The organism is Pseudomonas sp. WS 5071, assembly GCF_012985765.1.
Classification (GTDB): Bacteria; Pseudomonadota; Gammaproteobacteria; order Pseudomonadales; family Pseudomonadaceae; genus Aquipseudomonas; species Aquipseudomonas lundensis_A.
On the sequence record NZ_JAAQWY010000012.1, the window covers coordinates 13763 to 28250 of the forward strand.

Below are 14488 nucleotides of genomic sequence, written 5' to 3' on the forward strand. Positions count from 1 at the left end.
AAGGCCGCCGTCAGTGGTTCAGAGGCTCACTTCATCCAAGTAAAGCACCTCTCGGTGCTCGACCAAATCGGCCGCGGCGGCGGCCATTTTCTGGTAATGATCAGTTTTTTGGTGAAAATCAATCGCGGCCTGATCCGTCCAGCCCTCCATAAACACAAACCGTTGCGGATCTGCCCGGTCGACATGCAGGTGATAGAACAGGCAGCCTGGCTCGTTGCGTGAATCCGGTACGCAGGCCAGCAGCGCATTTTTCAGGGCTTCACCCTTGCCTGGCTTGGCCAGCAGAATGGCAACCACTTTGATGGCATTGGACATGTCAGATTCCTGTCAATTCATTGGGCGTGCTGAGCGGGGTTCAACCGCTTTAGTTCATCGACGATTTTATCTTTCACTTTAAGCCGTTTATCTTTGAGCAGGATCAATGTGTCGTCGGAAGTGCCAATGGCCTCATTCTTTTCGGCCTCAAGCACATGCACATCGGCTTCCTCATACTTTTTGATCAACGCTGCAAGATGAGGGTCTTGCGCCTGCAACTTTTGCACTTGTTCTTTGGTATGTCCCAGGTCTTGATACAAATCATGTTTAACCGGCATAGCTCAGTACCTCATGTAAGTTGCAGTAGGAAAGCAGGCTCACTGTATCAGCCTGCCCGTCAGCTCTCATGTCCTCTAAGCAATAGCACGCTGTGCCTCACACAGAAAGCCGCGTGATGACATTCTGCTTAGGGGCATTGCGCTTGAACCAGGACAAACCGGCCCAGCACACCGCCTGACGCGGGAAAGCCTCTATTGGGCTCCTGCGCACGACGCAAGTTCACACCCTGTGCCTCATGGTTTTTTACCCGCTCAATTCCAACCGGGCTGCCAGTCCAGAGCCCTTCATCGTTGATTTCCAGCGCCAACACCCCGCAAAGCATCATCAGCGATCTGGCGCCCGACCGCGGCCCGACCAAGCTCAAGCTGTTTGAGATTGCGCCAAACGACATCGCTCAGGCCCTGGCCACCTTGACCCGTGAGTTGAATCGCGCAGGCATCAGCCCTGCCTGCCAGATTGTACTGGTGGCGCCCGCCAGCAGTTGGGGCAACAAGGTCGCAGCGCATCGTCTGGGCCAATGGCTCAAACGCCTGCGTGCCTGGCTGGTCGAGCGTCAGGCCACCTTATTGGTCATCGCCCATGGCGACGCCCAACCGTTGCACAGCGAACTGTTGCAGTTCAACGAAACGTTATCGGGGCTCTGTCGCCTGTATCGGCACAATGGCGAAATCCGCTATCAACTGCATTTTTGGCACAACCAGCTGGGGGTCAGCGCCGGCCAAGAATTCAAACTGTCGGTGGCTGACCAATGTTTCACCCTGATTCCACAGACAACCGTCGATACCCAGCCCCGGGTGGCGGACGATCAGCACGTCTACCTCGCAGAACGCGCTGTGCTTGAGGGCTCGCCGTCGTTATCGAAACACTGGTACTTGTTCGAGAACCGCCAGACATTGCTTGAGCAAGCCCTGTCCGCCCGTGCTGCAACCGTGATTGTGGCCATCGATAACAGCCACCAACTGCTGGAGCTGGCGCAGCAACTGCACGATTTGCGGGAAAAGTGCGGCCCGGAACTGAAAATCGTGGTTCGCGAGATGGAACCGGCCGTGCGCTATCGCGACGAGCGCCTGCTGCTGGCCTGCGGCGCCAATTTGATTGTCCCGGAAGGCACTGTGCTGTCGCGCTTTTTGAGCATGATCGAGAGTGTTCAGGGCCAACGCTGGCAATACAGCCAGAACAGTGACTTTGAAACCCTGCTCGAGCGCCAGCGGCCGCCGCAGGTCCGGGGACTGGTCAGCCCCCGGGAGTTTTACGAAACCGTGGAGCAGATCTACACCGACAGTTCCGGCGAAGTCACCCATCAACTGCTCAAATTCCAGCCGGTGTCCGGTTTGGCGCCCGAGCTGTTTTTGAATCAAATGTGTCTGCGCCGCTTCGGTGACATGGCTTGCCTGCTCAATGGCGAGCTTTACCTGTTCCTGTTCGCCTGCCGCGCTGATGGTCTGGACCCGGCGCTGGGCAACATTTGCCGACTGCCCTGGCGCGACTTGTTCAATCAGCGGCACGTGCTCTCGGGGATGACCGACTTGCCCGAAGAAGCCTTCTTGAACGCCACCGTTACACCTGAAGGGCTGTCGATCCCCACTGAACATGCCGTGATGGCGCCGCAGGTTGCTCAAATCCACCCTCCGTTAATTGCGCAAAGCGTCGCGTTGCCCCTGAGTGAGCCTGCGTCATGACCTTTCTTGAGTTGCTCGAAGTCATTGTGCTGACCAGTGTCGTCACGGTAGTCCTGACACTGCTGTCACGCCGTTTTCGCCTGCGTCTGAAAATCTATTTTGAGCAGTACCAGCGTCCCCGCTACCTGAAATCTCGCGGCGTACGACGCCGTGCACCTGCCAGTTCGTCTTCGAGAACGCCCGATGAGTCTGTTTAAGTCATCCCCCGCCCCCGCCAGAATCTCCGGAAAGTGGAAAGGGCTGGGGCTTTGGAACCTGTATTTCCTGGCCAAGTTTTTGTTGGCCTGGACGGGCCACCTGAATCTTCAGGTGATGCCTAACCTGATATTTGCCCTGGTGTTGCTGATTCCCCTCGCCCATCCGCTCCTGCGCCGGGTGCGCACGCTCATTGCAATCCCGGTGGCGGTGGCGCTGCTGTATCAGGACACCTGGTTTCCACCCTTCAGCCGCTTGCTGGCGCAACCCGGCGTGCTCGACTTCTCGGTGGATTACATCGTCGAGCTGCTCGGGCGTTTCATCGACTGGCAAGTCTGTGCCCTGCTGTTGCTGTTGATCATCGGCTATGCCTTCCTCAACCAATGGCTGCGCTTGACCACCTTCACCTTGCTCGGTTTGTGCTGGATGAGTGTGGGCAACGTACAAGCCTTGTTGCCCCAAACCCTGCGCAAAGTCGATTTCAAGACGCCCGCCGTCGAGCCACCGCCGTTTGACCTGCTGGTGCTGAACATTTGCTCGCTGGCTTGGGACGACCTGGATGAAGTGGGTATGCGTGACAACCCGCTGCTCAATCAGATGGACGTGATTTTTGACAATTTCAACTCGGCCACCGCTTACAGCGGCCCGGCGGCGATCCGTTTGCTGCGCGCCAGTTGCGGTCAGGTCTCCCATGCCCAGCTGTATAAAGCCACGCCCGAACAGTGCCTGCTCTTCGAAGACCTGCGCAAGCTGGGCTTCAGCAACGAGCTGATGCTTAACCACACCGGGGAATTTGACGGTTTCTTGCAGGAAGTCCGCGATCAGGGTCATTTACCCGCCCCTGCGCTGGGCACCTCGCCCGGTGTGCCGCGTGCTTACGTGAGCTTTGATGGCTCACCGATCTGGCGCGACCGCGATGTACTGAGCAAGTGGTGGAAACACCGTCTGGAGCAGAACACCCCCCACGCCGCGCTGTTTTACAACACCACCACCTTGCACGACGGTAACCGTATGGTCACGGCTGATGGCGGCACTCAACGCGCTGATTACAGCAGCCGGGCGCAAGTGCTCCTCGATGATCTGGACGCTTTTATCAATGAGTTGAAAAAAAGCGGACGCCGCGTAGTGGTCATGATCGTGCCCGAGCACGGTGCCGCCCTGCACGGCGACCGCATGCAGATTTCCGGCATGCGCGAAATTCCCAGCGACTCGATCACCCATGTGCCGGTGGGCATCAAGCTGATCAACATGGGCGACGATAACCAGACGTCTCCCGTGCACGTCACCCAGCCCAGCAGTTACCTGGCAATTGCCGAGATCATTGCGCGCTTGTACGCCGACCCGGCCCTGAGCGAAGGCCAGCGCATCGACTGGTCCAAGGTGCTGGCCGATCTGCCGCAAACAGCAAAAGTGTCTGAAAACTCGGGGACGGTTGTACTGGATTACAACGGCAAGCCCTATGTGCGTATCAAGGAGAACGGCGGATGGCTGCCCTACCCACAGCGTTTCAAATAAGTGCCGATATCCTCACGCGCAACGAGCGTGCCGATGACATCGCCCGGCTCAAGTCGATGATGGACTTGCCTGATCTGCGCTATGTCGACGTCTCTGCACAAATGGAGCTTATGCAGTCGTTGGAGCGCTGGCCCTTGCTGGCCCATCTGGAAGCACAGTACAAGGCGACGCCCGGCGCTGAATCGCTCGGTCTGCAAACACGCTTGGAGAAAAAGCCATGATCGCCGCCAGCTTTCGCGGTATTCGTGGCGGCGTGGGCACCAGCGCCAGCCTGGCAGCCCTGGCGTATGCGCTGTATGCCATGGAGCAGAGAGTGCTGGTGGTGGACATGTGCCCGGAGAACACCTTGGGCCTGCACTTCAATCTGGACCTTGCACCTCACGGCGGTTGGGCGCGGGCCACGCTGGATCAGCAGCCCTGGAACGAATCAGCCTGGCGTGTCAGCGACCGGTTGTACGTGCTGCCTTACGGGCACGTCACAGAAACAGAACACGTTCAGCTGGATGCGTGGCTGTTGCAACACCCTCAATTGTGGCGCCAGCGTCAGGCCGCGTTGGGTGACGCATTTGACTGGGTGCTGTTCGACTTGCCGCAACGTTTGCCGGGCCATGCGAGCAATCCACCGTGCGACTTCGCCTTCAGCGTGATTAACGCCGATGCCGCTTGCCATGTGCTGTTGCAAACCCGTCCCAAGGACAGCAACTGGCTGCTGGTCAACCGTTTTGATCCCGGCAGTCAATTGCAACGCGACCTGACCCTGATTTGGCAAAACCGCTACACCGCTTCATTGATCCCCATCAACCTGCACAGCGATGAAGCCATGGGTGAGGCGCTGGCCTGTCGTCAGCCAGTAGGCCGCTATGCGCCCGCCAGCTTGATCACGCAAGACATCATCAGCTTCGCCAGTTGGTGCCTGGTGCGTGGCCGGAGGCTGGAATGATCGATCAGTGGTTTCCTTACACCCGCCTGCGCCGCGATCAGAACTGCACGCGCGTGACCGCTTTTATCCTTGCGCTGTTGCAAGCGCTGGGCTGGATCTTCTTGCGCCTGGAATCGCCCAACTGGCAGGCACTGCAGGCACAACACAAACGCTTGTACCCGCATCTGGCCAACAAGCGCCCGTCCATTGGCGACCCGCTGCGGTATGCGATTCAAACCGTGTGGTTGCTGTTTGTACGCCCGATTGACGAAAACCATCAGCGCCGCCAACGGGCGCGACGTCGCTTCCGAGCGCGCCTTTTCGACCTCCTCAAAGTCGTGCAGCGCCCTTGGAATGCGCTGTCCGATGCATTTGCGCGCCTGCCCTCGACCATCAGCCCGCAGTTGGATGAAGGCTCGCGCAAATGGAGCGCCATGCGCTGGAAAACGCGCAAGGTGCTGTACATCGCGATCGGGATCGTGGCCTCGGTGCTGATTCTGATCTGCGTCACCGAACCGTTCGATTACCTGGCCCAATTGGTGTTCGTGATCCTGTTATGGGCCATCGCCATGCTGGTGCGCAGGATGCCGGGGCGTTTCCCGACACTGCTGCTGATCGTGCTGTCGATCATCGTTTCCTGCCGCTACCTGTGGTGGCGCTACACCTCCACACTGAACTGGAACGACGGGTTGGACTTGACCTGCGGTCTGATCTTGCTGGCCGCCGAAACTTATTCGTGGCTGATTTTGATTCTGGGTTATGTGCAAACCTCCTGGCCACTCAACCGCAAGCCTGCGCCCCTGCCTGCAGACACGCGTGAATGGCCGGTGATCGATCTGATGATCCCGACGTACAACGAAGAACTGGCGATCACCCGGGGCACGGTTTATGCGGCCATGGGTATCGACTGGCCCAAAGACAAACTGCGCATTCACTTGCTCGACGACGGCAATCGTCCAAGCTTCAAAGCCTTTGCTGAAGAAGTGGGCATCAACTACATCGCCCGTGCCGATAATCGCCATGCCAAAGCCGGTAACCTCAACCACGCGCTGACGCTTACCGACGGCGAGCTGGTGGCGATTTTTGACTGCGACCACATGCCCGCGCGCTCCTTTATGCAATTGACGGTCGGCTGGTTTATGGCCGACCCCAAACTGGCACTGGTGCAAACCCCGCACCACTTCCTCTCGCCTGATCCGTTTGAGCGCAACCTCGGCACCTTCCGTAACCGTCCCAACGAAGGAGAGCTCTTTTACGGGCTGGTTCAGGATGGCAACGACATGTGGAACGCGGCGTTTTTCTGCGGCTCTTGCGCCATTCTGAGGCGCTCGGCACTGGAGGAAATCGGCGGTTTTGCCGTCGAAACCGTCACCGAAGACGCCCACACGGCGTTGCGTCTGCACCGCAAGGGCTGGAACTCGGCGTACTTGCGCATCCCGCAAGCCGCCGGGCTGGCCACTGAAAGCCTGTCGGCGCATATCGGCCAGCGTATTCGCTGGGCCCGAGGCATGGTGCAGATCTTCCGCACCGACAACCCTTTGCTGGGCAAGGGCCTTAGCCTGTTCCAGCGAATCTGCTATGCCAACGCCATGATGCACTTTCTGGTGGGCCTTCCTCGGCTGGTGTTCCTCACCGCGCCGCTGGCGTTTCTGTTGCTGCACGCCTACATCATTTATGCCCCGGCCGTGATGATCCTGCTGTACGTGTTGCCGCACATGATTCACGCCAGCCTGACCAACTCCAGAATGCAGGGGGCCTACCGCCAGACCTTCTGGGGCGAGGTCTACGAAACAGTGCTGGCCTGGTACATCGCACGGCCGACCACCGTCGCCCTGTTCAGTCCGTCTCGGGGCAAGTTCAACGTCACGGCCAAGGGCGGCATCATGGAGGAAAACCAGTTCGACTGGCGAACCGCACGGCCTTACCTGGTGCTGTCAGCCCTCAACATGCTGGGCCTGGGGTTTGCGGTATGGCGGATCTTTACCGGGCCCAAAGACGAAATCATCACTATTTTTGTCAGTGTGCTGTGGGTGATTTACAACCTGTTGATTATCGGGGCTGCCGTGGCTGTTGCCGCGGAAGTGCGTCAGGTCCGCCAGACCCACCGGGTGCAAACCCGATTGCCGGGCGCTATCAAACTCAGCGACGGGCACAGCTACCCCTGCGAACTGGTGGACTACTCCGATGGCGGCGCCGGGCTGCAACTCAATGAGCCACTGCAACTGCCGGTGGGCACGCCAGTGTCGCTGATCGTGCAGCGTGGCAATCGGGAATTTCTGTTCCCCGGCACCCTGACCCGTTCCGGCGGGCTGTTCATGGGGTTGAGCCTGTCGCAACTGACGCCACAGCAGCGGGTCGAGTTCGTTCAATGCACCTTTGGCCGGGCGGATGCCTGGCTCGACCACAACAGCGAATTTGAAGCCGACAAACCCATCCAGAGCCTCAGAGAAATTCTGGCGCTCGGCGTCAAAGGCTATTACCGCCTTTACGAATACCTGCCTGCCTGGGTGCGACACATTGCACGACCGTTCATGCGAATTCTTCAGTGGCTGGGCAGCTTTTTGCCGCGCATGCCCAAAGCATCCACCCCTCTTAACTCCCGGCCAGTGAGCACATCATGAGTCGTTTCTCTAAAAAGAACCTGTTGGCCAGCCTCGCGCTGATGACATTCACTTCACAGCTGGTGGCCGCCACCCTGGCCCTGCCGGCGGCACCTGCCGCGGCCCCGGCGACCCTGGCGCAAACGCCCGAGCCTACCGCACAGGCCTTGCCAAGCTGGACGGTCACGCGCACGTTTGAGCAACTGGGGCGTTTGAGCGATACCTTGCTGCTGGGGATTAACAACGCCGAACAGGTCGAGTTCAGCCTGCGCCGCGACCGGATTGCCACGGATGCCCGCCTGCAATTGCAATACACGCCTTCGCCGTCGCTGATTCCGACCATTTCCCATCTGCGCATTTATCTGAACGATGTGCTGGCGGCTGTCGTTCCGATTGAAAAAGACCAGTTGGGCCGTCAAACCACTCAACAGGTGGCACTCGACCCGCGCCTGATCGCCGACTTCAACCGGCTGCGCCTTGAGTTCGTGGGCCACTACACCGACATCTGTGAAGACCCGGCCAACAGCACCCTGTGGATCAACATCAGCCGGGCCAGCAGCATCACCTTGCAGGAACAGGCGCTGAGCCTGAAAAACGACCTCGCCTTCTTCCCGTTACCGTTTTTCGACCCACGCAACTCCAACAAGCTGGTGCTGCCCTTTGTGTTCGCGGCGAACCCGACGTTGGGCGAACAAAAGGCGGCGGCCATCCTGGCGTCTTATTTCGGCAGCCAGTCCAACTGGCGCGGTGCCGAATTCCCGGTCCTCTTTGACACGCTGCCCAGCGTGCAAAGCAAGGAAGCCACTCAGCCTTCCATCGTGTTCGCCACCAATGAGCACCGCCCCGCGTTCATGAGCGATCTGGAGAAATTCCCGGCCGTGCAAGCGCCGGTGGTGCAGTTGATCGATCACCCCGAGGCGCCTTACAGCAAAATCCTGCTGGTCATGGGCCGTAATGAAGAAGACCTCGCCACCGCGGCCAAGGCGTTGGCATTGGGCGGGCACCTGCTGCGCGGGCAACGGGCTACCATCGACAAGGTCGAAACCCTGCAGCCGCGCAAACCGTACGATGCCCCGGCCTGGATGCGCACGGACCGCCCGGTTCGCTTCGCCGAGTTGATTACCTACCCGCAACAACTGCAAGTCAGTGGCCTGCAACCGCGCCCAATCACGCTGGACGTCAACCTGCCACCGGACCTGTTCGTATGGCGCAACCAGGGCATCCCGCTGCGCACCCAATACCGTTACACCGCGCCGTCGGCCAACGATGATTCGCGCCTGAACATCAGCCTCAACGACCAGTTCATCACCAGCCTGCCGTTGCAGGCTAAAGGCACCAGCAGCCTGGAAGAATTACGCCTGGCTGTGCTGGCCAACGACTCGGCCAACGCCACGGACAAACTCATCGTTCCGTCGCTGAAAATCGGTGACCGTAACCGCCTGCGCTTTGACTTCAACTTCGCCAGCACCGTCGGCAGCGCCCAACGCGACCGTTGCCAGACCATCTTGCCGGCCAACACCCAGGCAATCATTGACGAAGACTCCACCATTGACCTGTCGGGCTACCACCACTACATCAACATGCCGGACCTCAAAGCGTTTGCCCGCAGTGGTTTCCCGTTCAGCCGCATGGCGGACATGTCCGAATCCATTGTCGTCGTACCCCAGCACACCACCCCGACACTGGTCAGCACGTTGCTGGAGGCGGTGGCGGGCATTTCTGCACGCTCCGGCTACCCGGCCTTTGGCTTGCGCCTGAGCGACGACTGGAACAGTGCGTCCAAAGAAGACGCCGACGTGCTGCTGCTGGGGCAACTGGCGCCAGACCTGCGCGACAACCCGGACTTGAATGTGGTGTTGCAACGCCAGCGCGACATGCTGGTACAGCCTTATAACAACAGCGGTATCAAAGAGAGCAACCGTCGCGGACCGGCCGATATCGACAGCAACCAGCCTGCCAATCGGGTTGAAGTCAGCGCCCAGGCGCCGATTGCCGCGATCATGGGCATGCAGTCGCCGCACCACAACCAACGCAGTGTCGTCGCGCTGCTGGGCAACGACGACGCCGATTACAGCCTGATACGTGAAACCCTGGGCGATTCGGGCAAGCTCAACGCCGTGGCCGGTTCCGTGTCATTGATCCGTAACAGCGGCGTGTACAGCCAGTTGGTGGGTGATACCTACTACGTGGGCAGCCTGCCTTGGTGGCTGCTGCTGTGGTACCAGTTGTCGGAGCACCCGGTGTTGCTGGCAGCCCTGGCCGTCATCAGCATTTTGCTGACAGCGTTCCTGCTGTGGCGTGCCCTACGTTGGGCTGCGGACCGTCGTCTGCACAAGGATGAATAAGGCATGAAAACACTGGCGGCACTCGTCCTGAGCGTGTCCATCGGATTGCCCGCTTCAGCGGTCGCGGTCACCTGTGACTGGCCCGCCTGGGACAGTTACAAAGCGGCGATGATGAGTCCTGACGGGCGCATCATCGATCGCTCGACCGAACAACTGATCAGCACCTCCGAAGGCCAGAGTTACGGTTTGTTTTTTGCCCTGTTGGCCAATGACAAAGCCAGCTTTGAACGCATCCTTGACTGGACCCGCAACAATTTGGCAGGTGGCAATCTGGAAGCCAACCTGCCTGCCTGGTTGTGGGGGCGTTCCAAGGACGGCAAGTGGCAAGTGCTGGACGCCAATAACGCCACTGACTCGGACCTGTGGATCGCCTACACACTGCTCGAAGCCGGTCGCCTGTGGGATGAGCCGAGGTACAGCACGCTGGGGCAAAACATGCTCTGGCGCAGTGCAGCGCAAAGTGTGCGCAAACTGCCCAAGCTGGGGTTGATGATGTTGCCCGGTGACGTGGGCTTCGATAAGGCTGATGGCTGGCGCCTCAACCCCAGCTACACGCCGCCACAATTGATGGCGCGCTTTGCCCAGTTGTCGCCGGTGTGGGCTGAAGTGGCGAACAATCAGCAGCGTATGTTGCTGGAAGGCTCACCGAAGGGGTTTGCCCCGGACTGGCTGATGTGGAAATCCGGCAGTGGTTGGGCGCCCGATACGCAGAACGGCAGCGCCGGTGACTACGACGCGATCCGGGTCTACCTGTGGGTGGGCATGCTGGCGGAGGATGCCGCCAACCGCCACACCTTGCAGCAGCATTTCGCGCCCATGGTCTCCCTCACCCAAACACTGGGCTATCCTCCCGAAACAGTGGACGCCGTGACCGGCGCCTACAAAGGGAAAGGGCCAACAGGGTTCTCCGCTGCGTTGCTGCCCCTGCTGGCCAGCGCAGGCTCACCTGCCTACGCGGTACAAAAACAGCGTGTGCAGCAAGAGCCGCTGGCCACCGATGCGTACTACAACCAGTCGCTGGCCTTGTTTGGTCAGGGCTGGGATGAACAGCGTTACCGCTTCGACAAGAATGGACAGTTATTACCGGCCTGGATTGACACATGCGAACAATAAAAACATGGGCCTTTGTGCTCAGTGGCCTGTCCACCGCCGTGATGGCGCAACCCTCCAGTGTTCAGGACCAGCAGCAATGGCTGCTGGAACAAGTGCGCATCGGCGAAGCCATGTACCGCGAAGACCTGGTGCGTGACTCCCTGGCGCGGCTGGAACTGATTGCCCCGGATAACCCGCAGGCATTGGTGGCGTCGATTCGTCAGGCGCTGCTGGAGAAAAAACCGGACCTGGCCCGTGAGCGTCTGGCTCACCTGCAACAGGTCGCACCCGACTCAGCAGCCCTGCGCCAGGCGCAAAGCCTGATGAAGCTGCAAGACCCGCAGAACCAGAAAGCACTGCAAGAAGCGCGTCTGCTGGCCGCCGCCGGACGCCCTGAAGAGTCCAGTGCGGTTTTTGAACGCCTGTTCGGCGATGCGCCACCGGATTTCGCCACAGCGCTCGAATACCTGCGCATCCGCAGCAATATCCCCGGCCAGCGTCCCAAAGTGATTGAGCAACTGCGCACCCTCGACAGCCAATACCCCGGTAACGCAGGGTTGCGACAGACACTGGCCGATTTGCTGTTCAGAGAAAAGCGCCCGGCCGAAGCACTGGCGGTGCTCGATCAACTCTCCAGCGACCCGCAAGCCAGCAACGCGGCAGCCGATCGTGAATACGAATACCTGAAGAGCTTGCCGGTAGAGAACAAGACCGTGCAGGCCTGGCAGGCGTTTGTGAAGCGCTATCCAGCGTCACAGGCTGTGGTTGAAGCCAATCAGATCCTGCTCAATCAGCAACGCCTGCTGGCAGATCCGGCATGGGTCGCCGGTGCGCAAGGCAAGCAGATGATCGAGCAGCAGCGCTCGCCTGCGGTGGCAGAAGGACTGTTGCGCCGGGCGATCAAACGCTACCCCGACGATCCGAGCCTGTATGGCGCGCTGGGCCTGGCGTTGCTGCGCCAGAGCCGCTATGAAGAAGCCAATGCCACCTTCATCCTGGCGCGCAACAAGGAGCAAGACACCTCTTACATGAGTCAGTGGCAAGACCTGATGGATGCCAGCCACTACCTGATGCTGCTCAGTCAGGGCGACAAGGCACTGGATCGCAAGGACTACGCTGCCGCACGCCGCGCGTTCGAACAGGCGCGCAAGGCCAAACCCCGCGATGCCGACGCGTTGATCGGGTTGGCGGCGGCCGCACGTGGCGAGCTCAATGACATCCAGGCCGAAGCCCTGTTGTTGCAGGCGCGCAAGCTGGAGCCCGGCAATGGCAGCGCCATTCGGGCCCTTGTGAGGTTGTACAGCGCGCAATCTGCGGATAAGGCCAAGGCATTCCTCAACAGCTTGCCCGCCTCCAACCAGCAAGAGTTTGCCGGGCTGCGTCGCGGTTTTGAACTGGACGAACTGAATCAGCAGGCCGATGCCGCTAGCGCCCGCAAAGACTGGCCACAGGTGGTGGCGTTGTTAAGCAAAATTCGCACGCTGACCCCGGACGAGCCCTGGCTCACCTACCGGCTGGTCAATGCGCAACGGGAGATCAACCAGCCCGGCGCCGCAGACGACAGTTTCAAACAATTGATGCGCCGTCAGGGGCAAAATCCCGAAGCGTTGTATGCCTATGCGCTCTACCTGTCGAGTACCGACCGCGATGCCAGCGCGCTGAGTGTGCTGGAACAGCTGCCCGGCGCCCGCTGGACGGATGCGATGCGCGAATTGGGCGCCCGTCTGCAACGCAACCTGCTGGTGGCCCGTGCAGAACGCCTGCGTGAAGCCGGTCAGGAACCTGAAGCCATTGCACTGCTGATGCAAAAGCCCAGCACCGACGACGTGCTGACCGTGGCCCGTTGGGCGAGCGAGCGCGGCGACACCCTCCAGGCCGGCGCACTCTACAACCAGGTGCTGCAACAAGAGCCGGGCAACACGAGCGCCCGGTTGGGGCAGATTGAAACGCTGATCAGTGCCGGCCAATTGCCTGCGGCGCGCCAGCAATTGACCCAATTTACACCGGCCGCAGGCACCGAACTGAGTGCCTCTGAACAACGGCGGCTGGCCAATGCCTGGTCAGAAGTCGGGGAACCGGAAAAAGCCAGCGCCCTGTTCACCGAACTGCTCAAAAGCCCGCAGGCAGAGCCCGTGGTATACCGCGACGCGGCTCGCCTGATCGCGGCCAAGGCGCCGCAACAGGCCCTGGACTATTACGCCAAGGGCATGGCAGGTGCCGGGTTGATCACCCCTGAGCAAGCGAACCCGCGCGATAACCGCGCCATGACCCTGGCCAGCCGGGCCAAGGACAATGACGAATGGCTGCCAGGCAGCCTGCGCAGTGACGTCGATGAGCTGTACCAGCGCCAGAACCCGACGGTGCACCTGTATACCGACTACGGCTGGCGCTCGGACAACGCCTCGAAAGGCACATCCGATACCGACACCCAAACCACTATCCTGCAACTCGACCTGCCGGTGGTGGACGGCACAGGCTGGCTGCGGGCCGAGCAACTGGACATGGATGCGGGCAAGTTCAAGACCGACGATGACGGCTTGGTGCGCGAAAACTACGGCACGTGCTCCGTCGGTGTGGTTGCAAAAGGAACTTCAGAACCGGTGTTCTCGGGCTGTGACAATCACTCGCAATCGGCACGCGGCACGACCCTGGCTACCGGGTGGAAGAATGAAACCTGGGAAATCGACGTCGGCCGCACCCCGGACACGTTCAAGGTGCCCAACTGGCTGGGCGGCGTGTCGTACAGCAACAAAATCGGATCGGTGGGCTGGACGCTGACCGGCTCGCGTCGGCCCCTGAGCAACTCGATTCTGTCCTACAGCGGCGCGACGGATCGCAACACTGGCGTGACCTGGGGTGGCGTGACATCCAACGGCGTGACACTTGGGCTTAGCCACGACGAAGGCGGCGTGGACGGGGTTTGGGCCAGCCTCGGGCAACACTGGCTGCGCGGTAAAAACGTGGCCGACAACCATAAAAACACCGCCATGGCCGGTTACTACTACCGTTTGCGTGACAGTGCCGATGAGCGCATGCGCACCGGCCTGACCCTCATGTACTGGAGCTACGATCAGGATTTGAGCGAATACACCTTGGGCCAGGGCGGGTATTACAGCCCGCAGCAGTACTACTCGATCGGTGTGCCGCTCAACTACGCCTTTCGCACCGCCAACTGGTCGGTGTCACTGGAAAGCTCGGTCAGTTGGTCCCACTCCAAGTCTGATGGCAACGACCTCTACCCGCTCAACGGCTTGAACTCAAAACTGTTGGGGGCGCTGGACCAGGCGGGTTATGAACTGGCCGAGCCGTTGGGCAAGACGGCGTCCAGTGCCAGCAATGGAATAGGCTACAAAGTGCAGGGGCTGGTGGAACGCAGGCTGAGCGACAACCTGGTGTTGGGTGCAGGTGTGCTCTACCAGCACAGCGACGATTACGCGCCCAGCCGCGCGTTGATGTACCTGCGCTATACCTTCGATCCGTGGCAAGGCAACCTGCCATTACCGGTGGAGCCGCTGATTCCGTACGCAGACTTCAGATAAAAAAACGCGC

Annotated in this window: 11 protein-coding genes; 9 read left to right on the forward strand and 2 right to left on the reverse strand. The window is 60.1% G+C overall.

Annotation, left to right across the window (positions count from 1 at the left end; translation table 11 throughout):
* Window positions 1-18: 18 nt before the first annotated feature.
* Both HBN61_RS09540 and HBN61_RS09545 read right to left on the reverse strand, forming a co-directional pair.
* Window positions 19-315 (reverse strand): putative quinol monooxygenase, encoded by a 297-nt coding sequence (locus tag HBN61_RS09540; protein WP_094993575.1) that lies wholly within the window; start codon window positions 313-315, stop codon window positions 19-21.
* Window positions 316-332: 17 nt separating this feature from the next.
* The gene (locus HBN61_RS09545) at window positions 333-593 is read right to left on the reverse strand and encodes a DUF465 domain-containing protein (RefSeq protein ID WP_170046611.1); all 261 of its coding nucleotides are present in this window, start codon (window positions 591-593) and stop codon (window positions 333-335) included.
* A 195-nt stretch (window positions 594-788) separates the two neighbouring features.
* On the opposite strand from HBN61_RS09545, the gene bcsE reads away from it, so the two are divergent.
* The 9 genes from bcsE to bcsC are packed head-to-tail and all read left to right on the forward strand — an operon-like array spanning window position 789 to window position 14478.
* Window positions 789-2273: a cellulose biosynthesis protein BcsE gene (gene bcsE / locus HBN61_RS09550; protein ID WP_170046612.1), complete on the forward strand. Its 1485-nt coding sequence runs from the start codon at window positions 789-791 to the stop codon at window positions 2271-2273.
* Window positions 2270-2470 (forward strand): cellulose biosynthesis protein BcsF, encoded by a 201-nt coding sequence (gene bcsF / locus HBN61_RS09555; protein ID WP_170046613.1) that lies wholly within the window; start codon window positions 2270-2272, stop codon window positions 2468-2470. The genes bcsE and bcsF overlap by 4 nt, the downstream gene beginning before the upstream one ends.
* Window positions 2457-3983 (forward strand): cellulose biosynthesis protein BcsG, encoded by a 1527-nt coding sequence (bcsG, locus tag HBN61_RS09560; RefSeq protein ID WP_170046614.1) that lies wholly within the window; start codon window positions 2457-2459, stop codon window positions 3981-3983. Before bcsF ends, bcsG begins: the two co-directional genes overlap by 14 nt.
* Window positions 3953-4204 carry a cellulose biosynthesis protein BcsR gene (gene bcsR / locus HBN61_RS09565; protein ID WP_094994387.1) on the forward strand — a complete coding sequence of 84 codons (252 nt, stop codon included), beginning with the start codon at window positions 3953-3955 and terminating at the stop codon, window positions 4202-4204. Before bcsG ends, bcsR begins: the two co-directional genes overlap by 31 nt.
* On the forward strand, window positions 4201-4923 hold the full coding sequence (bcsQ, locus tag HBN61_RS09570) for a cellulose biosynthesis protein BcsQ (RefSeq protein ID WP_094994388.1): 723 nt from the start codon (window positions 4201-4203) through the stop codon (window positions 4921-4923). The genes bcsR and bcsQ overlap by 4 nt, the downstream gene beginning before the upstream one ends.
* The gene (bcsA, locus tag HBN61_RS09575; RefSeq protein WP_170046615.1) at window positions 4920-7523 is read left to right on the forward strand and encodes a UDP-forming cellulose synthase catalytic subunit; all 2604 of its coding nucleotides are present in this window, start codon (window positions 4920-4922) and stop codon (window positions 7521-7523) included. The genes bcsQ and bcsA overlap by 4 nt, the downstream gene beginning before the upstream one ends.
* Window positions 7520-9847 (forward strand): cellulose biosynthesis cyclic di-GMP-binding regulatory protein BcsB, encoded by a 2328-nt coding sequence (gene bcsB / locus HBN61_RS09580; protein WP_170046616.1) that lies wholly within the window; start codon window positions 7520-7522, stop codon window positions 9845-9847. Before bcsA ends, bcsB begins: the two co-directional genes overlap by 4 nt.
* A 3-nt stretch (window positions 9848-9850) precedes the next feature.
* A complete protein-coding gene (bcsZ, locus tag HBN61_RS09585) occupies window positions 9851-10960 on the forward strand; it encodes a cellulose synthase complex periplasmic endoglucanase BcsZ (protein ID WP_169962843.1) in 1110 nt (369 codons plus the stop codon).
* Window positions 10948-14478 carry a cellulose synthase complex outer membrane protein BcsC gene (bcsC, locus tag HBN61_RS09590; protein WP_170046617.1) on the forward strand — a complete coding sequence of 1177 codons (3531 nt, stop codon included), beginning with the start codon at window positions 10948-10950 and terminating at the stop codon, window positions 14476-14478. Before bcsZ ends, bcsC begins: the two co-directional genes overlap by 13 nt.
* Window positions 14479-14488 lie beyond the last annotated feature (10 nt).

Coding starts and splice junctions, on each gene's coding strand:
- HBN61_RS09545 (WP_170046611.1), bottom strand. CDS start 593: ATGCCGGTTAAACATGATTTGTATCAAGACCTGGGACATACCAAAGAA.
- bcsB (WP_170046616.1), top strand. CDS start 7,520: ATGAGTCGTTTCTCTAAAAAGAACCTGTTGGCCAGCCTCGCGCTGATG.
- HBN61_RS09540 (WP_094993575.1), bottom strand. CDS start 315: ATGTCCAATGCCATCAAAGTGGTTGCCATTCTGCTGGCCAAGCCAGGC.
- bcsZ (WP_169962843.1), top strand. CDS start 9,851: ATGAAAACACTGGCGGCACTCGTCCTGAGCGTGTCCATCGGATTGCCC.
- bcsR (WP_094994387.1), top strand. CDS start 3,953: ATGGCTGCCCTACCCACAGCGTTTCAAATAAGTGCCGATATCCTCACG.
- bcsQ (WP_094994388.1), top strand. CDS start 4,201: ATGATCGCCGCCAGCTTTCGCGGTATTCGTGGCGGCGTGGGCACCAGC.
- bcsC (WP_170046617.1), top strand. CDS start 10,948: ATGCGAACAATAAAAACATGGGCCTTTGTGCTCAGTGGCCTGTCCACC.
- bcsG (WP_170046614.1), top strand. CDS start 2,457: ATGAGTCTGTTTAAGTCATCCCCCGCCCCCGCCAGAATCTCCGGAAAG.
- bcsA (WP_170046615.1), top strand. CDS start 4,920: ATGATCGATCAGTGGTTTCCTTACACCCGCCTGCGCCGCGATCAGAAC.
- bcsF (WP_170046613.1), top strand. CDS start 2,270: ATGACCTTTCTTGAGTTGCTCGAAGTCATTGTGCTGACCAGTGTCGTC.